20 protein-coding genes are annotated in these 19,991 nt (G+C 52.1%); 8 read left to right on the forward strand and 12 right to left on the reverse strand.

The window, feature by feature from the left end; genetic code table 11:
- Positions 1 to 73: 73 nt before the first annotated feature.
- The 6 genes from QJQ48_RS03355 to QJQ48_RS03380 all read right to left on the reverse strand — a co-directional run bounded on the left by QJQ48_RS03355 (position 74) and on the right by QJQ48_RS03380 (position 5,715).
- A complete protein-coding gene (locus tag QJQ48_RS03355; RefSeq protein ID WP_346289769.1) occupies positions 74 to 325 on the reverse strand; it encodes a hypothetical protein in 252 nt (83 codons plus the stop codon).
- Positions 326 to 334: 9 nt separating this feature from the next.
- The gene (locus QJQ48_RS03360; protein ID WP_346289770.1) at positions 335 to 2,932 is read right to left on the reverse strand and encodes a tetratricopeptide repeat protein; all 2,598 of its coding nucleotides are present in this window, start codon (positions 2,930 to 2,932) and stop codon (positions 335 to 337) included.
- 90 nt (positions 2,933 to 3,022) lie between these two features.
- The gene (locus QJQ48_RS03365) at positions 3,023 to 4,024 is read right to left on the reverse strand and encodes an NAD-dependent epimerase (protein ID WP_346289771.1); all 1,002 of its coding nucleotides are present in this window, start codon (positions 4,022 to 4,024) and stop codon (positions 3,023 to 3,025) included.
- Positions 4,025 to 4,173: 149 nt separating this feature from the next.
- Positions 4,174 to 4,308, reverse strand: a complete 135-nt coding sequence (locus QJQ48_RS03370; protein ID WP_346289772.1) for a hypothetical protein — start codon at positions 4,306 to 4,308, stop codon at positions 4,174 to 4,176.
- 10 nt (positions 4,309 to 4,318) lie between these two features.
- The gene (locus QJQ48_RS03375; RefSeq protein WP_346289773.1) at positions 4,319 to 5,389 is read right to left on the reverse strand and encodes a class I SAM-dependent methyltransferase; all 1,071 of its coding nucleotides are present in this window, start codon (positions 5,387 to 5,389) and stop codon (positions 4,319 to 4,321) included.
- 149 nt (positions 5,390 to 5,538) lie between these two features.
- Entirely contained in the window at positions 5,539 to 5,715 is a 177-nt protein-coding gene (locus QJQ48_RS03380; RefSeq protein WP_346289774.1) for a hypothetical protein, read from the reverse strand.
- Positions 5,716 to 5,973: 258 nt separating this feature from the next.
- Here QJQ48_RS03380 and psaD point away from each other — a divergent pair, with 258 nt between their 5' ends.
- The 3 genes from psaD to QJQ48_RS03395 all read left to right on the forward strand — a co-directional run bounded on the left by psaD (position 5,974) and on the right by QJQ48_RS03395 (position 8,749).
- Positions 5,974 to 6,402: a photosystem I reaction center subunit II PsaD gene (gene psaD, locus QJQ48_RS03385; RefSeq protein ID WP_346289775.1), complete on the forward strand. Its 429-nt coding sequence runs from the start codon at positions 5,974 to 5,976 to the stop codon at positions 6,400 to 6,402.
- Positions 6,403 to 6,493: 91 nt separating this feature from the next.
- Positions 6,494 to 8,026, forward strand: coding sequence for an anthranilate synthase component I (trpE, locus tag QJQ48_RS03390; protein ID WP_346289776.1), 1,533 nt, complete (start codon positions 6,494 to 6,496; stop codon positions 8,024 to 8,026).
- Positions 8,027 to 8,029: 3 nt separating this feature from the next.
- A complete protein-coding gene (locus QJQ48_RS03395) occupies positions 8,030 to 8,749 on the forward strand; it encodes a diacylglycerol/polyprenol kinase family protein (protein ID WP_346289777.1) in 720 nt (239 codons plus the stop codon).
- Here the strand turns inward: QJQ48_RS03395 and QJQ48_RS03400 are convergent.
- Positions 8,700 to 9,221, reverse strand: coding sequence for a rhodanese-like domain-containing protein (locus tag QJQ48_RS03400; RefSeq protein ID WP_346289778.1), 522 nt, complete (start codon positions 9,219 to 9,221; stop codon positions 8,700 to 8,702). The genes QJQ48_RS03395 and QJQ48_RS03400 overlap by 50 nt on opposite strands.
- A 68-nt stretch (positions 9,222 to 9,289) precedes the next feature.
- Complete coding sequence (locus QJQ48_RS03405) at positions 9,290 to 10,708, reverse strand: ATP-binding protein (protein WP_346289779.1); 1,419 nt, start codon at positions 10,706 to 10,708, stop codon at positions 9,290 to 9,292.
- Positions 10,709 to 10,914: 206 nt separating this feature from the next.
- On the opposite strand from QJQ48_RS03405, the gene QJQ48_RS03410 reads away from it, so the two are divergent.
- Positions 10,915 to 11,616 (forward strand): DUF547 domain-containing protein, encoded by a 702-nt coding sequence (locus tag QJQ48_RS03410; RefSeq protein WP_346289780.1) that lies wholly within the window; start codon positions 10,915 to 10,917, stop codon positions 11,614 to 11,616.
- Here QJQ48_RS03410 and QJQ48_RS03415 read toward each other — a convergent pair.
- The gene (locus tag QJQ48_RS03415) at positions 11,598 to 12,350 is read right to left on the reverse strand and encodes a TIGR04283 family arsenosugar biosynthesis glycosyltransferase (protein ID WP_346289781.1); all 753 of its coding nucleotides are present in this window, start codon (positions 12,348 to 12,350) and stop codon (positions 11,598 to 11,600) included. The two genes, QJQ48_RS03410 and QJQ48_RS03415, sit on opposite strands and share 19 nt — an antisense overlap.
- A 24-nt stretch (positions 12,351 to 12,374) precedes the next feature.
- Here QJQ48_RS03415 and ubiG point away from each other — a divergent pair, with 24 nt between their 5' ends.
- The 4 genes from ubiG to QJQ48_RS03435 all read left to right on the forward strand — a co-directional run bounded on the left by ubiG (position 12,375) and on the right by QJQ48_RS03435 (position 16,281).
- Positions 12,375 to 13,121: a bifunctional 2-polyprenyl-6-hydroxyphenol methylase/3-demethylubiquinol 3-O-methyltransferase UbiG gene (gene ubiG / locus QJQ48_RS03420; RefSeq protein WP_346289782.1), complete on the forward strand. Its 747-nt coding sequence runs from the start codon at positions 12,375 to 12,377 to the stop codon at positions 13,119 to 13,121.
- 92 nt (positions 13,122 to 13,213) lie between these two features.
- Complete coding sequence (locus QJQ48_RS03425; RefSeq protein ID WP_346289783.1) at positions 13,214 to 13,801, forward strand: HdeD family acid-resistance protein; 588 nt, start codon at positions 13,214 to 13,216, stop codon at positions 13,799 to 13,801.
- 399 nt (positions 13,802 to 14,200) lie between these two features.
- Positions 14,201 to 14,356, forward strand: coding sequence for a hypothetical protein (locus tag QJQ48_RS03430; RefSeq protein ID WP_346289784.1), 156 nt, complete (start codon positions 14,201 to 14,203; stop codon positions 14,354 to 14,356).
- A 227-nt stretch (positions 14,357 to 14,583) separates the two neighbouring features.
- Entirely contained in the window at positions 14,584 to 16,281 is a 1,698-nt protein-coding gene (locus tag QJQ48_RS03435) for a SulP family inorganic anion transporter (RefSeq protein WP_346289785.1), read from the forward strand.
- Positions 16,282 to 16,321: 40 nt separating this feature from the next.
- Here QJQ48_RS03435 and QJQ48_RS03440 read toward each other — a convergent pair whose 3' ends face one another.
- From QJQ48_RS03440 to QJQ48_RS03450, 3 genes are read right to left on the reverse strand one after another with little or no spacing between them, the layout of a single operon-like run.
- Positions 16,322 to 16,762, reverse strand: a complete 441-nt coding sequence (locus QJQ48_RS03440) for a hypothetical protein (protein WP_346289786.1) — start codon at positions 16,760 to 16,762, stop codon at positions 16,322 to 16,324.
- A 48-nt stretch (positions 16,763 to 16,810) separates the two neighbouring features.
- Complete coding sequence (locus QJQ48_RS03445; protein ID WP_346289787.1) at positions 16,811 to 17,866, reverse strand: hypothetical protein; 1,056 nt, start codon at positions 17,864 to 17,866, stop codon at positions 16,811 to 16,813.
- A gap of 43 nt (positions 17,867 to 17,909) precedes the next feature.
- Positions 17,910 to 19,991, reverse strand: coding sequence for an ATP-binding protein (locus QJQ48_RS03450; RefSeq protein WP_346289788.1), 2,082 nt, complete (start codon positions 19,989 to 19,991; stop codon positions 17,910 to 17,912).

Raw genomic sequence — 19,991 nt, forward strand, 5'->3', positions numbered from 1 at the left:
CAGATAGACACGGCGGGCAATGCTTGCCTCGTTGGCCATATCTATTTTTGACAGAAAATTTTGGGGAAGAAAACTAGCTAGCCAGATCTGTACCGGCCACCCATGTATCCAAGCCGATGGGTTCGCCGCCGCCGATAGTGGCATTGCCGCCCAGATAGACGCCGTCTCGAATATTAACCAGCGTCGGCGCCATTTTTTGACTAAAGGGCGAGCAGGATAGGTTGATGCCGCCGATGACTGAGGAAGTCAGGTTCTGATCGATTGGCTGGGTTAAATAGCCAACTGCCTGACGCCCGTGTTTTACCCAGTTAGACTTATCAGCCATGTGTGATCGTTACTCCGCTTCGTTGATCTGCTGTAAAAGTTCCCTAGCCTTGACTGCTAGTTCTCCACTCTTATCGAATGTTTTAACAGACTCTAAGATTATTCTAGCCTGTTCTAACTTGCTTCTATGATAGTAAGCCAGTCCCAGGTTATATCTCGTAACAGCTTGTTTATCGCCTAGCTTGATGGCAGTCTCATAGTGGGCGATCGCCTGATCCCACTGCTGCATCCGAATGTGGGCAGCCGCTAAGTTACTGTGAGTGACATATTGCTCATCGCCCAGCTCAATCGCTTTTTGATAGGCACTAATTGCTTTTTCCACCTCACCCTGTCGCACCTTGAGCAGGCCGTAGTTGGCATAGGCATAGGCTAAGTTCTCATCGCTTTGGATTGCTCGCTCAAAATCGAGATTGGCTTTGCTGTAATAGGCAGGGCCGAGCTGCAAATAGGCATAGCCGCGCCGGGCGTAGTTCTGAGCCGAGCGCTCATTGGTTAAAATAATGGCGCGACTTAGCTTTTCAATCCCGGCTTTGTAGTCACCTAAGCTGCAAAGAGCCAGTCCCCAGCTAGACCACAAGCCAGCACTTTCATAGCCGATTAAATAGGCTTTTTCAAAGTCTGAGACAGCACAGCGGAACTCAGCTTCGCCAGTGGCAAGCGTATTGTAAGCAACTCCCCGGTTATAGTAGGCAACTGCTAAACGATGATCTAGCTCTAGGGCCTTATGAAAGTTTTCGAGGGCAGAATTAGTATCACCCTGGCGCATCAGAGCCAGCCCTAAGTTGTTAAAAGCGCCAGCATAAAAAGGATTAATTTGAATTGCCTTAGTTGTATCGAAGATAGCTAATTCATAGTTCTCTTGATCAATATGGATAAAGCTGCGGTTGCTGTAGGCTTCGGCTAGCCGACCATCTAGCTCAATTGCGTAGTTGTAAGCTTGTAAAGCTTTATCTTTTTGACCCGTGAGGTAATAGCGAATACCAATTTCCACAAATAGCTGAGGCTTTTTAGGATTTAAGTCCAAATAGGTTCTCAGCTTTTCAATTTCGGCTTCAATGGCTTCAACGTCTTCTGCACTTTCTAAAGCTACATCATTGTCGCCTAGCAAATCATGCACATTAGTCAGCAGGCTGCCGCCAATGCTGTACTGAGATCCCAAGGTACTGAGAATAGATTGCTTGCCGCTGCTGGCCTGCTCGCTAGCAATATCGGCGATCGCGGCGTAGTATTCCTGAATGTAGGCATAGTTTGGATAGTTAGAATAATCGCTTAGCCGCTGGACTTCATCAGCCGTCATCACCCCTAAAGAAGCGGCTAAACGTTCTCGGTGATTAGCTTGAGCGTCTTCACGAGGAGAGTTTTCTGCAGTGCCATTGAGCTGTCTGCTAGGGGCCGGATTGGGCAGGCGGGTGAGTGCGGTTTGCAACTCATGAAAGGTAATAATTTGATTCTCGGTGAACCGATCAACCTTTGACCCCACTTTCATATGCAGAATCGCCTGATCGATCCAGTTAATGATTTGCTGAGTATCGAACTGGGTGGTCAGCAGCAGCTTGCACATATCCGCTGTTGCCAAGCTCTGGACATTATCGATGCCCAGTTCTGCGAGGCGGGCCTCATGCCAGGTGTTGATGCCGATAATCTTTCTCAGCGATCGCTCGTTGTAGCGATCGAGCGGGTCACTTAAGGCGCGGCTGACAATAAAGTTGAGCCAGCGCACGCCGCGACTGGGAAAGATGCCGATGATAAAAGCCAAAACCTGCCAGGGCACTAGCTGAACTTCATCTACGCGGCCCTCTGCTTCGCCTGACTCGGCGACGGGACCTCCCTCTGCGGCAGAATCGGCAGATAAGGAACTAAACTCACTGAAATTTTCAATAATTGAAGCAGCGCTAAATGTGACCACAACCGCCAGCAGCGTTCGCAGAATAATAGAGCTGTAAACCTGGGGCTGCAAGTCAAACGTGTTGTAGCGGCGTACAACGAGCTGAATGCCAAAAAAGTAAGCCCCTAAAAAGCCATAGAAAGTGATTTTGACAACGGCTGCCTCAATAAATGAGAAGGCCTGACTGTCAGTGCTGACCGCATAATAAGCGCCAAAAATCAGCGTAGAGAGCGCCGTCAGCAGAATAATATAGACAACAAACTGCAGCGGGCTGTAAACCGTTTGATATAGCTCGTTGATTTCGCTAATTTTTTCGTCTGTCACTAATCCCAGCAGCCGCAGATCATCTTTTAGCCGCTCTCGCTGCACCCGCGAACGATAGAACAGGTAGGCGATGTAAGAAGCTGGGAAAATGCCTGTCAATGCCCCAATCACCAGGGTAAAAATAATTGCTTCACTTTTATTGAGCGTGACTAGGAAGCTAATACTAATGATGATGGCGAGAATAGCCAGCGTCACCAGAACGGCCAGTCGATGCTGAGAGTTGAGCCGTTTGATATTTTTTTGCAGCTTCTCATGCTCTTGATCAAGAAACTGCAAATGCGCCAATACCTTCTGACTCGCCTGTTCAGGCTTTTCTCGCATCAACCGGGCCAGATCCTGTGGAGCAGGTAGCTCAGCGCCGTCAAAGAGTTCTGAGGGTTTGCGGCGTCTAAATTTCATGCTTTAGATAGGTGACGAGACAGTTTCACCTGTATCGTAAGCGACTGTTCCACGGGGAAGACAGGATTGTAACCCTTGTTATTGCTGCGTTTAGCCGTAGTATTCCTGGTACCAGCGAACAAAGCGCTGAATGCCATCCTGCAGCGGCGTATCCGGTCGAAACCCGACATCGGCCATTAGATCATCCACATCAGCGTAGGTAGCGGGCACATCCCCCGGCTGCATGGGACGGAAAATCTTTTCGGCAGGCTTGCCCATCGCCGCTTCAATCACCTCAATGAAGCGCATCAGCTCTACCGGATTGTGGTTGCCGATGTTATAGATTTTGTAGGGAGCTTGAGTGTTGAGGCCAGCGGCGATCGCCTCCTCTGGTGTCGGCGGCTGGGGCGGCTGGCGCATTACCCGCACTACTCCTTCCACTACATCGTCAATGTAGGTGAAGTCTCGCTTCATTTTGCCGTGGTTGTAGACCTCAATTGGCTGATCGTTGGCGATCGCCCGGACAAACTTGAAATAGGCCATGTCAGGGCGTCCCCAGGGGCCATAGACCGTGAAAAAGCGCAGCCCCGTCATTGGCAGGCTATATAAATGGCTGTAGGCGTGGGCCATCAGCTCATTGGCTTTTTTAGTGGCGGCGTAGAGGGATACCGGGCGATCGACGTTGTCAGTGACGGCAAAGGGTACCTGACGGTTAGCCCCGTAGACCGAGCTAGAAGAGGCAAAAACTAAGTGGTTGACCTCAGTGTGGCGACAGCCTTCCAGCAGGTTGATGAAGCCGCTGAGATTACTGTCGGAGTAGGCATAAGGATTTTTGATGGAGTAGCGCACCCCCGCCTGAGCCGCCAGGTGAACCACGGCGTCAAACTGATGCTGCTGAAACAGCTCTATCATGCCCTGGCGATCGGCTAGATCGAGCTGCTGAAATGTAAAGCCAGTATGAGGTAGAAGCTGAGCTAGCCGATCTTTTTTCAACTGCACATCATAGTAATCATTGAGATTGTCAATGCCATAGACAGTTTCGCCTTCGGCTAGCAATCGCTGGGTCAAGAAAAAGCCCACAAAGCCCGCTGCCCCAGTCACCAAAACGTTCATCGCGTACCTACTCTTGACCTGAATGCTGGCCTGTGTAAGGGTTACAGCTAGCAGGGCGGCCTGCTAGCGTTAATAGCTTTCACTATAGCCACTGCGATCGCGGGACTCCTAGTGATTTCCCGTAAGTTAATCGTTTTTTGACAGTGGCTTTACAGCTTGGGCGTAGATGAATTGGTTTTAGCCGGATTCAGCCGGATTTTGCGCGTGAACTGCTCGGTGGTTGCTAGTTGGCTAGTAGCTAACTGAGTTGAATAGCGCCGCTTTAGAGCGCATAGCTGACACATGTCTTCTCTCCTAACCTTTGCGCACGATGTAGTAGCTGTTTTGAAAATCGTGAGCCAGGTGCTTGATTTCAACGCTGCTAAATCCGGCTGCTTCCAGCATTTCCAGGGCTTTTTCTTCGCCCCACATAGTCCCCAGTCCCATACCGCCAGCGGCCAGCGAAACGGTCATGCAGTGCATACAGGAAACGGTGTAGAGCAGTGGCCCCACGGGATGATCGAGGTTGTTCTCTAACCGGCTAGAGGCAGTAATATCCTGCATTAGATAAACGCCATCCGGACGGAGAGCCTGCTGAATATTGCGCAGAACGACATCAGGATAGGCCTGATCGTGAATGGCATCGAAGGTCGTAATCAGGTCATACTGCTCAGTGGCCTGAAACTGAGCCGCATCGGCCACCTGAAAGACAATGTTGCTCAACCCTTGACTAGCGCTTTCGGCCTGAGCCGTGGCGATCGCCTCTGCTGAGATATCAATACCGCGAAACTGGCTATTAGGGTAAAGCTTAGCGAGCTTGTTGAGGGCGCGGCCGCTGCCGCAGCCGACATCGAGCACTTCAATGCCTCGCTCCAGGGCCTCTGATAGATGAGGAATGAGGGGCAAAATGTGGTCAGTCAGCGCGGCGACAACGGTTTGGCCGCTGTCTTCAGCCATGACGGGGTGAAAGCGCTTGAACTCGGCATAGGGAACGCCGCCGCCGTGATGGAAGCAGTCAATAATTTTGTCTTCTACCGTGCCGAGCAGTCCAATGTATTGGGCAAAGGCGGCAATGTTGTCGGGGCTGGCAGCGCGGGTCATGACAGCCGCGTGTTCGGGGGGTAAAAAGTAGGTTTGGGTGTCGGCCTCGTAGCGAATAAACTGACCGACGACCATTGCCCCTAGCCATTCCCGCACATAGCGCTCGTTGAGACCAGCAGCCTGGGCAATCTGTTCGCTGGTGGAGGGCGGCAGCGTTGCCATTGTGTCAAACAGGCCAGTGCGGTGGCCAACCGACGTCATCAGCGCGATCGCGCCGTGGTTAATAGTATCCAGCAGCCGTTCGGCAAACTGGTCAGTGGTTTGCGTATCGAGTTGAGTCGTCATGATATTGACCTCAAGTGACGTGTATTTTAGGGACGTATCTTGGCAGTGGGATTAGCGTTGAGCCGCTCCTCGGCCCGGTTGTGCAGTCGGTGTAGAGACAGGGCGGCGTTGAGTCGGCGTAGCTGGAGCCTTATCGCTGCAGAGATAAGCTAAATCGATGGTTTGGCCCTATTTTGTTGCAGATCGCAGAGGAGAGACGGTGCTGCAGTTTGGGCCAGGATTAGCGGTGCGTATACCCAAATACTAGCGGCGATCGCCCCTGCCGAAAGCCAACGACGGACAGGAACCGAGCGTGAGAGTAGAAGCTGGGTGGAATGGCGTTTCATGATCACTCTTACCTGGTGGGTATAAAACGGTTTCGGACGGTGGTAAGTCTCAACCTAGAGCGCGATCGGGAACAAGCCGTGAATGGTTCGGCCTGAAATCTATGACCAACGCAAAAAACATGACGTGACCTGCCCCGCCAGGCATCCCCGTCTTTGCCAGAAATCAAAAACTTCTGTAAAAGTTCGTCACAAAGTCGATAAATTGGGCAACGTCGGGTGATACGATTCCGAACAAAAGTGTTGAGAGATAGGATTCAAATGGCAGAAGAACTGACTGGAAAAACTCCTATATTCGGCGGTAGCACTGGCGGCCTTTTAACCAAAGCCGAGGTCGAAGAAAAATACGCAATTACCTGGACTAGCCCCAAAGAGCAGGTTTTTGAAATGCCGACAGGCGGGGCCGCTATCATGAACGAAGGTGAGAACCTGCTGTACCTGTCTCGCAAAGAGCAATGCCTAGCCCTGGGTGCCCAGCTTCGCACTAAGTTCAAGCCTCGGATGGACGACTATAAGATTTATCGGATTTATCCCAGCGGCGAAACTCAATATCTCCACCCGGCTGACGGCGTTTTCCCAGAGAAGGTTAACGAAGGTCGGGGCTACAGCGGCACCAAAGATCGCAAGATTGGCGATAATCCCAATCCGGCTACCATCAAGTTTAGTGGCAATGATCCTTACGAAGTTTAGTTCTACAGCTAGGCTAACCTGACTTATCCTTAAGTCATCCCTCAGGGCGCGGCAATGCCGTGCCCTGATTGCACTTTTAGGCATAATTGGTATGATTTTCCCCGATCTGAATCAGTTTTCTCGACTGGCCCAGCAAGGAAACTTTATTCCGGTGTACCAAGAGTGGGCTGCCGATCTCGATACGCCGGTTTCAGCCTGGTACAAGGTTTGTGCCGGTCAGCCCTACAGCTTTTTGCTGGAGTCGGTCGAAGGGGGCGAAAATCTAGGCCGTTATAGCTTTTTAGGCTGCGACCCGCTGTGGATTTTAGAAAGCCGAGGCGATCGCACCACTCAAACCCACCGAGACGGCACCGTTAAAAAGCTTGAGGGGAATCCGTTCCAAAGCCTGCAGCAGTGTTTAGCGCCTTACCAGCCGGTGAAGCTGCCCCAGCTTCCGCCCGGCATTGGCGGCCTGTTTGGCTTTTGGGGCTATGAGCTAATTCGCTGGATTGAACCCACCGTTCCAATCTACGAGCTAGCTGCAGATGACTTACCGGACGGCCTGTGGATGCAGGTAGACAGTCTGCTTATTTTCGATCAGGTGAAGCGGAAAATTTGGGTGGTGGCCTATGCCGACATTCGCCAGAGCGCAGATTTAGCACAGGCCTATCAGCAAGCCTGCGATCGCGTCCAGCAGCTTGTCGATAAATTGCAGATGCCGCTGAGCCGCAGCGATTCTCTGCTCTCGTGGGCCGCTCCGGGCAGCATTGACGGGCAGCAGGTAGACTACACCAGCAATCGCAGCGCAGAAGAGTTCTGCGCCAGCGTCGAAAAGGCGAAGGAGCATATTCGCGCCGGTGATATTTTTCAGGTAGTGATCTCGCAGCGGCTGTCTACCCAGTATCAGGGAGATCCCTTCAGCCTCTATCGCTCTTTGCGGCTGGTGAACCCATCTCCCTACATGGCCTATTTTCATTTCCATGACTGGCAGATTATCGGCTCAAGCCCTGAAGTCATGGTGAAAGCTGATCACAGCGAGACTCCAGACTCTCCTATGGTCGCCACCGTCAGGCCCATTGCCGGGACGCGGCCGCGCGGCAAAACAGCCCAGGAAGATGCCGCTTTGGCCGAGGATTTATTGCAAGATCCCAAAGAAATTGCCGAACACGTGATGCTGGTGGATTTGGGGCGCAACGATTTGGGCCGGGTTTGCCTCAACGGCAGCGTTACGGTTGATCAGCTCATGGTGATTGAGCGCTATTCCCACGTGATGCACATTGTTAGCAACGTGGTAGGGCAGCTCTCGCCGGATAAAACCGCTTGGGAATTGCTAAAAGCCTGTTTCCCAGCCGGAACCGTCAGCGGCGCCCCCAAGATTCGGGCAATGCAGATTATTCACGACCTAGAACCCTGTCGCCGGGGGCCATACTCTGGCGTCTATGGCTACTACGACTTTGAAGGTCAGCTCAATACGGCAATTACGATTCGGACAATGGTAGTGCGACAGCAGCCAGATGGCAGTTCGCAGGTGAGCGTACAGGCTGGGGCCGGACTAGTGGCCGATTCTGAACCCGAACGCGAGTATCAGGAAACGCTGAATAAAGCCAAGGGGATGCTGGAGGCGATTCGCTGTCTGCAGGTTTAGGTCATGGCAGAGGTTCATAACGCTTTAGTAACAGGCGTGGCGTTTGTCCTGGCTCTCCTCTGGCTAAAGCTGATCAATTCCCTGGCCGATCGAGGTTTAATATCGCCTACGCTCAGCCGCAAAATCATTCACATCGGCACCGGGCCGCTGTTTGTGCTGGGCTGGCCCTTTTTTACCGCCAGCGACGGAGCCCGTTTTTGGGCGGTGCTGATTCCGCTAGGGTTGACTCTGCGATTTTTTGCAATTGGTCTGGGCTGGCTGACAGATGAATCAGCCGTTAAAGCCATGACCCGCCATCACGATCCCCAGGAGCTGCTGCGGGGGCCGCTGTACTACGGCATTGCCTTTATAGTCTGTACGCTGCTGTTTTGGCGCACCTCCCCGACCGGCATACTTGCCCTAATGACGATGTGTGCCGGCGATGGCTTAGCCGACGTAGTGGGCCGCCGCTGGGGCAAACATAAACTTCCCTTTGGCTCTGAGAAAAGCTGGATAGGCTCTGCTGCGATGTTTGTTGGCAGCTGGAGTTTGGGCTGGGCCATGGTGGCGCTCTTTGAGACTTTGGGCTACTTTGATCTCTCGCTGGCAACACTGCCCACAGGCGGAATCATTGGGGCGATCGCCCTAATTGCTACGCTGGTTGAAGCCCTGCCGTTTCGCGATATCGATAATCTCACCCTGACGGCGACAGCGGCGGCGCTGGCTCAGTGGTGGCTAGGATAGAGGGCTGCAGCAGACCCTGCCACAGGGGACTATAGGGATGAACGACGTGGGTGATTTGTCCTGCTTGAAACACCGGATATCCCTGATTCATCCAGTCAAAGATTGAGCCTTCCAGGTTGTAGACCGACGAGTATCCTTGACGCTGAAGCTGCTGGGCCAGGCGGGATGAGCGATAGCCAATAGAGCAATAGGTGACGATGGAAAAATCTGGCGCAGGGGCCTGCTGCATAGCGGCTTGAACGGTTGGCGCGTGCCGAGCGTCTTTGAGATGGCTAACGGCAAATTCGCTGGCAGTGCGCGTGTCCAAGAGCAAGATGGGGCTGTCTGTCTGTAAACGTTGGGCTAGCTCAGCCGCCGAGAGATGAGCGACCTGGGGAAACCGCCAGCGAATTGCCTGCTTGAGCACAGCCCAGGCGATCGCCCGCAAATCAGCGGTGCCATATTTATCGTCGCTTGATTTGCTTTGAAGCACTTTTTACGGTGTTTTATAAAGGTTCTATCGACTGCTAATGAGAGATATAGATTTGCTTTGAAGCACTTTCATGCCCAGAAAGGTAAATAGCGAGCATAACGAGTAGATGCTGAATCGGAGGTATCTGATTGAATTAGACCAGCCTCCTTTGTTGCTCTAATGATATTCGAGGCTGCACCTGACTGGTTTGCCCCCAGCCGGAATCTCTCTCTGAGAGTTTGATTGGACATTTGCCTATTACTGACGTAAAGCAAGCAGCAATGCTGATAGCAGGCCCGAATGCGATCTGATTTGCTCATGTCAGCGAAATCTTGATGAGAAAACAGTACAGCTGTAGTGCGGGTTTCTCCAATTCGAAAGTCTGGAGCTGGAAGTTGAAAGACCTCTGCCGCATCAATGACTTTATCAATGCCACTTCCTTTTTCTTCACAAATACCAAAACGGCGCATTATATCGGCAAGCTGTTCATTGCGAGAACGATATTCATCGATAAAGCGCTCGGCTGGAATAGGGGGAATGCCAGGATTGGAGATTTCAACACGATCGCTATACATCTCAATCATGACTGAGCTGCCTGTTGCTACAAAGTCTTGATGTATTAGAGCATTGGCGATCAGCTCTCGTAGAGCTTGTTTAGGAAACATTTTTACTTCTTCCCGCACCACTTCCTCAACGAAGCGATTTTGTGGAGCAGCAGTATGAACATAGTTGACTAACCCTTCAAAACCCACAGCGTAGCCACGATGCCCTACTATTTCATCGCGGGTCTGTAGTTTATTGATCCCCCCGTAAATCACGAAGCGAGGTGCTTTACGAGCCAAGCTTAAAGAAAAAGCGTCAAGCTTTTTAGCCAATAGAACAGCAGCTAAGTTGGTGATTACCCATCCACGGGTGGTTTGTCGAATAAAATCTTCACTTTGAAGTCGTTCTAACACCGCATCGCGCGTCGTTGGGTACGGCATGTCTAAAAGTTCAAAGTAGGTTTGGGTGTCAAGTAAGGCGATAACATCGTCTGCACTAGCATCAGACCGAGCTGAATGAGAAAACCAGTCTTGCTGATCTTCGGCAAAGATAGCTTTGAGCACATCGGGAGTCATAGCAACCAGATCTTCACCTGCTCGCATTAGATAAGCCCCATCAATTGCTTTAGGCTGGCCAACGGGACGAGGTGGAATTTCAAAAACCAACACGCGACCCTTGGGATGTTGCAATTCGTTAATCTCAACGCGGAAGCGAAGCTTATCAACAATGCGAGCTTTGATATCATTCAGGTCTGTCACAGCTGCAAAGGCACGAGTACCTACAACCTGACGTGGAGGCTTATTGGTTACACCCAAGATGAGATGACCGCCTCCCTCATTTGATAAAGCCACGCAGTAGCGGAGTAGCTTGGTAATATCGTACTGCTGCTTGGCTTCTTTAAACTCCAATCGCTCAGTTTCTGCGGGTACGTTGAGCCACTGGTCAAGGGTTTGAAGGGTGATCATGCCGCTATTACGTTTTTAGCGCTTGACTGGTGATAGTGATAATCAATTTGATAAAACCGAAAACCTTTTCAGCCTTTTCAGAATAAATCAATTGAGATTGCTGAAAACAGCATTTTTCCCAAGTGATAGTTTTAGGCATTGTGTCTTAATCGTAAAAGCTAGACCCTACTAAACTCTAAGATAAAAAACTTTACACTGCGGAAGCGATGCTTGACTTTGCTCTTTGGAATAAACTGCTACAGGCTTATGTGGACACTGAGGGCGCAGTGGATTATCGTCGCTGGCAGGCAGAGGCGAAGTCTGACCTTGAAGACTGGTTAGCCACCTTAGACGATTTGGAGACAGATGCCCTGACAGATGATGACAAGCTGGCGCTGCTGATCAATCTCTACAACGCGCTGGTGGTGCAGCAGATTCTGCAGCGCTATCCCCTCAAAACAATTCGTCCTCAAATTCTGGGCATTCCCAACTGGGTGGCGTTTCTCTACTTTTTTATGAAACCGGTCTATCGATTAGACCATCGCCGCCTCAGCCTCAATGCCCTAGAACATGACGTGTTGCGACAGCAGTTTCAGGAACCGCGCATTCACTTTGCCCTGGTTTGTGCCTCGGTGGGGTGTCCCCGCTTGCGTAACGAAGCCTACTGGCCTGACAGAGTGCGATCGCAGCTAGATGCCGACGCTCAGCTTTTTGTTAACAACCCCAAAAAAGTTCGCTATGACCGCGATCGCCAAGTTCTCTACTGCAGCAAAATCTTCAAATGGTACGAGGCTGACTTTTTACAGGTCGCGCCCTCAGTCACCACCTATATTCAGCGTTACTGGCAGAGTGAGCCGCAGCCGAATAGTCAAGCTGCGATCGCCTACCTGCCCTACGACTGGAGCCTGAATCAGCGCACCTCTTCATAAAAGCGCTTGAGCCGCTGGGCCGGAACCCCCAATCCCCAGAGACAGCCAATGCTGAGATAGATAAAATGAGCCTTCAGCGGCCCCCACTTAGCGACGCGGCGATTGGAAGACTGCACCACCCGGTTGACCTGACAAATCCGGCCTAGCTGACTGAGCCGCACACAGAGATCGGCCTCTTCCATAATCGGCAACTCAGCATCAAAGCCGCCGCACCGCCAAAACAGCGATCGCGGACAAAACATCACCTGATCGCCAAACAGCAGCCGACAGCCGCGCCAAAATAGATGAGGCCGAAACAGCAGCGGCGCGTAGTAGGTTTTTAAAAAGTTGTGCAGACTGACGCCCCAGTGAGTGCGCAGCGGCCCCGTCATGAGGGAGATAAAGCCGCCGCAGGCGATCGCCGGATTTGACAAAGTTTTCTCAATGACGGCAGCGAGATCATCGGGTACCTGAGTGTCAGCATGGAGAAAGCAGAGAAACTGACCTGTAGCCTGCTGGGCTCCTAAATTCATTTGGTGAGAACGCCGGGGGAAGTCGGCATAGATCACCTTAATGCCTGCGGCCTGCGCGATCGCTACCGTTTCATCGCCACTGCCGCCATCGACTAAAATCACTTCCCGGACAGGCGGATGCAAACAGCTCAGCTGCCTCAATGTACGCGATAAGTACGCGGCCTCATTCAGCGCTGGGATAATCACAGAGACATCAGCCGTCAAATTCGGGCGGTTTAGCATATCGGAGTTAACAGGCTTATTTGCATGAAGTTCAAAAACGATTTGGGATTTTACGATCGCCAAGCGGCTGAGTGGTGGCAGCCCAGCGCCAAGATTTATGCGCTGCATCAGCTTAATCCCCTCAGGTTTCAGTTTTTCGATCGCTACGTTGAAGACTGGCAGGGGCTGCGGGTGTTAGATATTGGCTGCGGCGGTGGCTATACCTGCGAGTTTTTAGCTCAGCGGGGTGCCCAAGTCTGGGGCTTAGACCAGTCAGCCGCCTGCATTGCTGCCGCTCAGCAGCACGCCGCTCACCTTCCTATTAATTACACAACTGGGGTGGCAGAGCATCTGCCTTACGGCGATCGCCAGTTTGATCTGGTCACCTGTGTCGATGTGCTGGAGCACGTAGAAGACCTACCTCAGACGCTACGGGAAATCCGCCGGGTTTTACGGCCAGAGGGCCTTTTTTGCTTTGATACGGTGAATCGTACCTGGCGATCGCGGCTGATTATGATCTGGCTGCTCGAAAATATGCTGCGAGAAATTCCGGTCGGGATTCACGACTGGCACAGGTTTATTGCTCCGACTGAACTCACCCAGCAGCTCCAGAAGGTTGGCTTTGCTCAGATCAGAATTCGCGGATTTAATCTGTTTGGCAGCAGCCTAGCTGAAACAATTGCTGCCTACTGGCACTATCGCCAAACCGGCCAGTTTCAAATTAGTTTTGATGGCGATACTTCGGTGATGTACATCGGCGTGGCTGGCCATCTTTCACCCGCAAAACTCTAGCCTTTGATTAGCTCAAATTGACCCGCAAGATAGAGGCATTGTGGAAAACTCTGTGGAAAACTAGCCCTCTAAAGGTATTGGGCTTAACAAAAATGTATTCTTCTACCGATCCGAGCGATCGCTTAGAGCTGCTTAAAGGTTCTCGCTGGGGCGTGATTTTAGGCATTGTCATGATTGTTTTAGGGGTGATTGCGATCGCCTTACCTGCTGTCGCCTCGCTAGCGGCTACCTTCATTTTTGGCTGGCTGATCCTGCTAAGCGGCATTGCTCAAGCTATTTATGCTTTTCAAAGTCGCAGAGCGGGGCAAATTGCCCTGAAGCTGATTTTGGGCCTGCTCTATGCGATCGCAGGCCTGGTGATACTGCTGAACCTGTTTGAGGGCGCTTTGGCAATCGCCTTTGTGCTGGGCGTATTTATTCTGGTGCAGGGCATTTTTAAGGTGATTTTGGCTTTTCGCCTTAAGCCTGCGGCTAGCTGGGGTTGGGTGCTAATCAATGGCATTCTTGGCATTGTTCTTGGCATTCTCATTTGGAATCAGTGGCCGTTTGAGGCCCTTTGGATATTGGGTCTGCTGCTGGGTATTACCCTGTTTATTGATGGTCTAGCCCTGTCCCTCTTCTCCCTAGCAGCCCGCAAAGCCCTCAGCGATGAACCACGCCAACTTAATGATCTTTACTGACTTCAGCAGGTTTGACAGCCTGTCTTTTGAATTTGCCTGAAAGGGTGTGTTAATGTCCTAGCACTGTGTATTCAGCACTCTAAAGGTTGCGCCTCTGTCGGTCTCCGCAGAGGCTTTTTCATGGCTGGCTGCAGATTTAGATATTGACGGGTGGGTTCTCAGTCAGCTTAAAGTTATTGTTGATATATTAAGAACCTTTTTGTCTTACCGAAGTATATCAATTTCTCAAAATAAGGTTTAAGTTTGGCGGGCGATCGCCGCATCTATCTTTTGCCCTGGATAAGCTTTTAGTAGGACTCTCTTAGCATTGGCTAAGAAAGCAGTTGCTGGCGTTTTATTCTCAACTATCAATATCAGTTATAGAGCCCACTGTTCTCCACGTTCTAGGAGTTTGAATCCATGAAAGACATGGTATGGAAGCCTGATAAAGAGCAAGATCAAAAGGCTAATCAGTATTTAGAGCAGATTAATCACGCCCCCTATGAGGTCATTTTTACTGTAGGCTTCGCTATTTTCTGCCTGTTTACTTTAGTTGTGCTGATTGGTATTTTTTAAGCCGAATTAAACAGTGAAGCTGAGGTTTTCACATCGTGTGGAAGCCTCATTTTTCTTAAGCATTAAAAAAATCTCAAGTTTCCAGTTAGTGTACTCATCTACACATCGACTGCGGCAGTCGGCGCTTTAAAACAGACTCGGTGGGTTTTATCTCTCACCCAGCGATGCCAGATAGCTCAGCTTTGTCTAATATCGCATTAGCTCACGACTCCATCCACTGAGACGCTATGCAACTGACTCACGGCTTACATCTTCGCAATCTGCGGGGAGATCTCTTTGGCGGGCTCACTGCCGCCATTGTCGCCTTGCCGCTAGCCTTGGCCTTTGGCGTGGCTTCGGGGGCAGGTGCGATCGCCGGACTCTATGGAGCCGTTTTTACCGGGTTTTTTGCCGCCCTGTTTGGCGGTACGCCAGCCCAGGTCACAGGCCCCACTGGCCCCATGACTGTGGTAATGGCAACCGTCTTCACTAAGCTGATTGCCGCTAATCCCGAAAACGGTCTGGCAATGGCCTTCACGGCAGTTATGCTAAGCGGCGTCTTTCAGATCCTATTTGGCATATTGCGGTTAGGGCAGTTCATCACGCTGATGCCCTATACGGTTATTTCAGGGTTTATGTCGGGTATTGGGGTGATCATTATCGCTTTGCAGCTAGCCCCCTTGCTAGGACATCCAGCCCAAAGCAGCGTCATTGACAGCCTGCAGCAGCTACCAGAAGTGCTGGCTGATCCCCAACCCGTCGCAGCCGGACTGGGCATTCTCACCTTGGCTATTGTTTTTGGCTGGTCGGGGCGACTGGCGCGAACTGTACCCTCGCCGCTGGTAGCGCTGATTGTCTGTACCGCGATCGCTATTTTTGTCTTCCCTAACAGCGATGTAGCCCGCATTGGTGAAATTCCTCAAGGCTTTCCAGAACTACAGTGGCCCCGCCTCAATCTCAATCAGCTCAGAGATATTGTCGGCTATGGTCTAATGTTGGCGACGCTGGGGGCGATCGATTCGCTCCTCACCTCCTTGGTTGCCGACAATATTACCCGCACCCAGCACGACTCGGAACGGGAGCTGGTTGGTCAGGGCATTGGCAATCTGCTCTCCGGTCTTTTTGGGGGGTTACCTGGTGCGGGGGCCACCATGCGCACCGTCATCAACGTGCAGGCGGGTGGGCGCACACCCCTCTCTGGCATGTTCCATGCGCTGGTGCTGCTGTGCATTGTGCTGTGGGCTGGCGATATTACCGCTCGAATTCCCCATGCGGTGCTGGCCGGGATTTTGATTAAAGTGGGGATCAAAATTATTGACTGGAGCTTTCTGTGGCGGGTCTGCCAGGTCTCTATGCGAGCCACGCTGGTCACCTACGGCGTGCTGTTGCTCACCGTCTTTGTAGATCTAATTACCGCCGTGGTGGTAGGGGCTTTTGTGGCCAATATGCTGACCATCCACCGGCTCACCAGCATTCAGATTGAGCAGGTACGAGCCATTACTCACCCTGACGAAGATCCCAAAGTCATCCTTACCCCAGAAGAACAACAGCTCATGCATCAGTGCCAGCGACGGGTTGTGCTGATTCAAATGAGTGGCCCAATGAGCTTTGGTGCCGCCCGAACCATCGCCTATCACATGGGCCGTGACTATGAGGTATTGATTTTAGACTTAAGTAACGTGCCGCTAATGGGCGTTACGGCTTCACTAACGATTGAGTCTGAGGTAAAAGCCGCTCGTCGCCGCCGTCAGGGTGAGATTTTTATTGTGGGGGCTAAAGGTCAGGTCAAAGAACGACTGCGGCGATTTCAGATTCAAGAAACGCTGCCGACGAGAAACTTTTTGCCCAGTTGCGACTATGCTCTGAGGTTAGCGCTGGCGCTGCTTGATAATACTGCTGCTCCTGACCCGGTGGTTTCTTCCCCCCATTCTTCAGTCCACCGATAAAGCTGGATGCGACAGTGAATTGCGTCTAGATCAGTTGTACCTATTTCCGAAAAACGGGTGGCTCTTTGTAAAGCGTGCTTTTGTACGTTTCTAAAGGCTGAGCCGGGTAGATTTCCAAAAAAGCGACCGTAGCTCTCTCTGCAGAAAAAGCAATTCCCTGCTGGGGATAGACATAATGTTTCGCTTTTTTACCAGCCCTAGAGCGCAGGACGGCTGTGGCTTCGCCCAGATCGGCCTGCAATTTTTGGGCATCGAAATGCTGCAGGGCTGCATCGTCACCGAGATAGATTAGGACAAGCAGCTTGTCCTTGAAGTAAAAATGAGCTGGGCTAGCGTCCGGATTGTGGACTTTGGTGAGCTGTTGCAAATTACCATAGCCAAAGCCAGACTCCACCTGGCTATCACTGGCTGAGAGTTGCTGCTGGATTTCAGCCAATGGGCGATCGCGCATTGCTATCAGCGAATTTAGTAAGTCATTCATGGGTTGGATCAATGAGCAGTTAGCTTAACAACGTGGAACACCAGGGACTTATTCTGACTTCTTGGGTTTCCAGGCAGCAACCGTTTTCGTTAAAAAGTTGTAGCGCTCAGGGCATTTTTTCTTCAAGGTGGCGGGTTCTACAAAGAAGTACATAGCGGCCTCTGAAAGGTCTTCGCTAGCATTGGTTTGACCATAGTCCGTGATGGGGGCTTCTGCTCCCGCTTTGCCGCTGGCCGTATTTTTGTCTAGCCAGTAGTCGAGCGTACTTACATAGTCACTGATGGCATACTCTAGAAGACCGTGGGCAATTTCATGCACCGCTGTCCCTTCTAGCTGCTTGTCATTGTCTTTGAAGTCAACCGTGCTGTTCGTACCGGCTGAAAACATGCTGAAATTTTTGGAGCTTTCAAAGTATTCGCCTAGCGTTGTCGTATCGAGTTCGCCATCGACGCTGTCCTCATCAATTGCCTGATCAACTTTACTGGCAGAGGTAATTTCCTGATCGGTACCTGAGCGAGACGATTTAGCACGCTTGTCTCCTAAAATAGGCGAGAAATGTTTCAAAGCCTGCTCAAGCGCTTTCAGCTCTTTTAGCTTCCACTGCTTCGTCTTTAAGCTGTCTCTGACGTCTTTGGGCGCGCTGGTGTAGTCTTGCTTGATGGCATCGACGCCCGCCTGAGAAGACACATCAATGCCATACGTATCCTTGATGGACTGGATGATCCGAGTGGCTTCAAACAGTTCTTCCGGACTAGAAATATCAACTTTCTCGGAACCTACCGTTACGGTCTTCTCTTTATCTGATTTGTCAGCCTGAACCAGATTTCCGGGACTGTTGGAGATATGCAAAGCCGCAGGCGGCGAGATGGCCCCCGCTGTTTCCGCTCTGGGCAGGATCGAAACTTTTGTCCAGTCGTAAGCTAAGTCTGCAGGTGCAGATGGGGCAGACGATACGTTCTCCACAGCCGTTTCTCGCTGGACAGGCTGGGCAAAAGGTCGGCTCTGCAACTGGCGATCGCCGTCGGTTTCAGACAGATTTGAGGTTTGGGGCAGCGCGTGGTGAGAAGGCTTGGCCTGGGAAGATTTTCTTTGGGCGTGTGTCATAGCTATAAATGCGATAAGGGAATCGAGCCAATCTGGTAAATGCTTAATTCTGCTTGGGCAGCCACCCCTTCACCTCAGCATCGGTTAGCGGTCGCTCTAGCTTAATGTACTCGGCCTGCGAGGCTTGCAGAATATGATGCATCTGCACAGACTCATCAGCATCTGCGGCCAAGAAAGCGGCATTCAGCGCAATATTACGTATATTTCCCCCAGAAACGCTGAGCTTTGCCAGTTTGTCATACAACAAATCCTTAAGCGGCGTTTGGGCCGGGAAAATGCGCCGCCAGATTTCGGCCCGCTGCTTGGCATCTGGGAAGGGAAACTGGACGATGAAGCGAATGCGCCGCAGAAATGCCTGATCTAGGGAGCTTTTCAGATTTGTGGTCAGAATGGCCAGTCCCCGGTAAGCCTCAATCCGCTGCAGCAGGTAGGCCACTTCCATATTGGCGTAGCGATCGTGAGAATCCTTGACCTCCGATCGCTTGCCAAACAGCGCATCCGCCTCATCAAACAGCAAAATTGCTCCGCCCGTCTCAGCCGCATCAAAAATGCGGCGCAGATTTTTCTCCGTCTCGCCAATATACTTGCTCACCACCGTACTGAGATCTACCCGATAGAGATCTAGCTTTAGATCGTGGGCCAGCACCTCTGCTGCCAGAGTTTTACCCGTACCGCTCGGCCCCGCAAACAGGGTACTAATTCCCAATCCGCGACTGCCCTTACGGCCAAAGCCCCAGTGCTCATAAACCCTGGCTCGCTGTCTCACATGGGCTGCAATTGTGTGCAGCACCTGTAGCTCTTTTTCGGGTAGTACCAAGTCCTGCCAGTCAGCCCCTGGTGGAATCGCCTGAGCCAGTTCGTCTAAGCGGGGACGGGCCTGGGTGAGACAGGCTTCCCAGAGGAGAGGCAGGGGAGAGGCGTTATCGGCGGAAGCGGTCGGCCAAAATTTTGAGTTTTGAGCTGAGGGCGCTGTTGAGTTCCCTACAGTCTGTAACTCTGGATCACTCTCCTCGTCTCTCTCTGTCCACAGCCGCCGCGTCCTATCACACGCTGCTGCAATTCCGGCTGGCGACAGGTTGAAATAGGAAACCAGCGTGTCGATATGGCCGTTGAGCTGAGCGGCAGTTTCGCCCAGGTGAAGCTGCCAGAGGATGCGCTGTTCCTCGTAGGTGGGGGAAGGAATGGAGAAGGTCATGAGCGATCGCTGGCGCTGAGGACGGCGATCGCGGCTGAGAATAATCACCGGACAGTAGAGGCTATCGATGAGGCGATTGACGGCGCTGTTTTGCTGGGCCGCTACGCCTTCGCCGCTCTCAGTGCTGCTGATAGCGCTGCAGTCGAGGATTAAAATGCAGTCGGTTAGCAGGGCTTCCCGCTCGCAGAGAGCCTTAGTCAAGTTGAACTGGCCCAGTTCGACGGGTAAAACATCGGCGGTAATCAACAGTCCCTGATGCTGTATTTGCCGACAGGCGGCAAGGGCGATCGCCCGTTGGGTCGTGTCGTCGCTGCCGTAGAGCTGAATGGCCGGGGCCTGGTTTGAGTCGGCTGGCTGTAAAACATGGGCTACCTGACTGACAATCGCCTGGTAGGACGGAGGCAAGGTTTCAAAGGCGGCCAGCCTCTCCGGCAGCGGCGTCAGAATGCCCTTAAGCCGCGTATCGGTGTATTTGATGCCGAGCAGATAGTGCAGAATGCGCTCGTCAACACGCAGCGGACTGTGGGTCAGGGCATTGCCACCGCCAACTTCAATAATGTGCCAGCGGCGCAGGGCGCTCTCAGGGGTTAAGGCCCACCAGTGGGGCGACGGCAAAATCGATAGGGCCAAGCTATAGGTGGGATAGCCCTGCTGCGGGTCTGCTTGAATCGTGGCGCACAGGGGCGCGACCATCGGATTTAGCTCCATCCCCGCACAGAGGACGAGAATATCTCGCTCAAACCGAGAAAGCCCCAGCAGCGAACAGAGATGGTCTAAGGCGGCCAGCGGCTGAATTGGCGCCGGATCGGCAGGGATGGTAGTTGTCTCTGCTGAATGGGCCTTGCGCTCTAGGCGGGCAATCACCTGAGCGATCGCCTGCATCAGATAGCGGTGATTTGCCTCGCGCCAGAGTTCGGTTGCCGTCGCCAT

It is taken from the genome of Sphaerothrix gracilis Ecp01, assembly GCF_030405905.1.
GTDB classification, from domain to species: Bacteria; Cyanobacteriota; Cyanobacteriia; order Phormidesmidales; family Phormidesmidaceae; genus Sphaerothrix; species Sphaerothrix gracilis.

Bases quoted from the DNA above. Each gene is read 5' to 3' on its own strand.
- QJQ48_RS03445 (WP_346289787.1), bottom strand. From the start codon at position 17,866: ATGACACACGCCCAAAGAAAATCTTCCCAGGCCAAGCCTTCTCACCAC.
- QJQ48_RS03415 (WP_346289781.1), bottom strand. From the start codon at position 12,350: ATGCTAAACCGCCCGAATTTGACGGCTGATGTCTCTGTGATTATCCCA.
- QJQ48_RS03370 (WP_346289772.1), bottom strand. From the start codon at position 4,308: ATGTGTCAGCTATGCGCTCTAAAGCGGCGCTATTCAACTCAGTTAGCT.
- QJQ48_RS03435 (WP_346289785.1), top strand. From the start codon at position 14,584: ATGCAACTGACTCACGGCTTACATCTTCGCAATCTGCGGGGAGATCTC.
- QJQ48_RS03410 (WP_346289780.1), top strand. From the start codon at position 10,915: ATGCTTGACTTTGCTCTTTGGAATAAACTGCTACAGGCTTATGTGGAC.
- QJQ48_RS03355 (WP_346289769.1), bottom strand. From the start codon at position 325: ATGGCTGATAAGTCTAACTGGGTAAAACACGGGCGTCAGGCAGTTGGC.
- QJQ48_RS03380 (WP_346289774.1), bottom strand. From the start codon at position 5,715: ATGAAACGCCATTCCACCCAGCTTCTACTCTCACGCTCGGTTCCTGTC.
- QJQ48_RS03405 (WP_346289779.1), bottom strand. From the start codon at position 10,708: ATGATCACCCTTCAAACCCTTGACCAGTGGCTCAACGTACCCGCAGAA.
- QJQ48_RS03365 (WP_346289771.1), bottom strand. From the start codon at position 4,024: ATGAACGTTTTGGTGACTGGGGCAGCGGGCTTTGTGGGCTTTTTCTTG.
- QJQ48_RS03395 (WP_346289777.1), top strand. From the start codon at position 8,030: ATGGCAGAGGTTCATAACGCTTTAGTAACAGGCGTGGCGTTTGTCCTG.
- trpE (WP_346289776.1), top strand. From the start codon at position 6,494: ATGATTTTCCCCGATCTGAATCAGTTTTCTCGACTGGCCCAGCAAGGA.
- ubiG (WP_346289782.1), top strand. From the start codon at position 12,375: ATGAAGTTCAAAAACGATTTGGGATTTTACGATCGCCAAGCGGCTGAG.
- QJQ48_RS03440 (WP_346289786.1), bottom strand. From the start codon at position 16,762: ATGAATGACTTACTAAATTCGCTGATAGCAATGCGCGATCGCCCATTG.
- QJQ48_RS03360 (WP_346289770.1), bottom strand. From the start codon at position 2,932: ATGAAATTTAGACGCCGCAAACCCTCAGAACTCTTTGACGGCGCTGAG.
- psaD (WP_346289775.1), top strand. From the start codon at position 5,974: ATGGCAGAAGAACTGACTGGAAAAACTCCTATATTCGGCGGTAGCACT.
- QJQ48_RS03450 (WP_346289788.1), bottom strand. From the start codon at position 19,991: ATGGCGACGGCAACCGAACTCTGGCGCGAGGCAAATCACCGCTATCTG.
- QJQ48_RS03430 (WP_346289784.1), top strand. From the start codon at position 14,201: ATGAAAGACATGGTATGGAAGCCTGATAAAGAGCAAGATCAAAAGGCT.
- QJQ48_RS03425 (WP_346289783.1), top strand. From the start codon at position 13,214: ATGTATTCTTCTACCGATCCGAGCGATCGCTTAGAGCTGCTTAAAGGT.
- QJQ48_RS03375 (WP_346289773.1), bottom strand. From the start codon at position 5,389: ATGACGACTCAACTCGATACGCAAACCACTGACCAGTTTGCCGAACGG.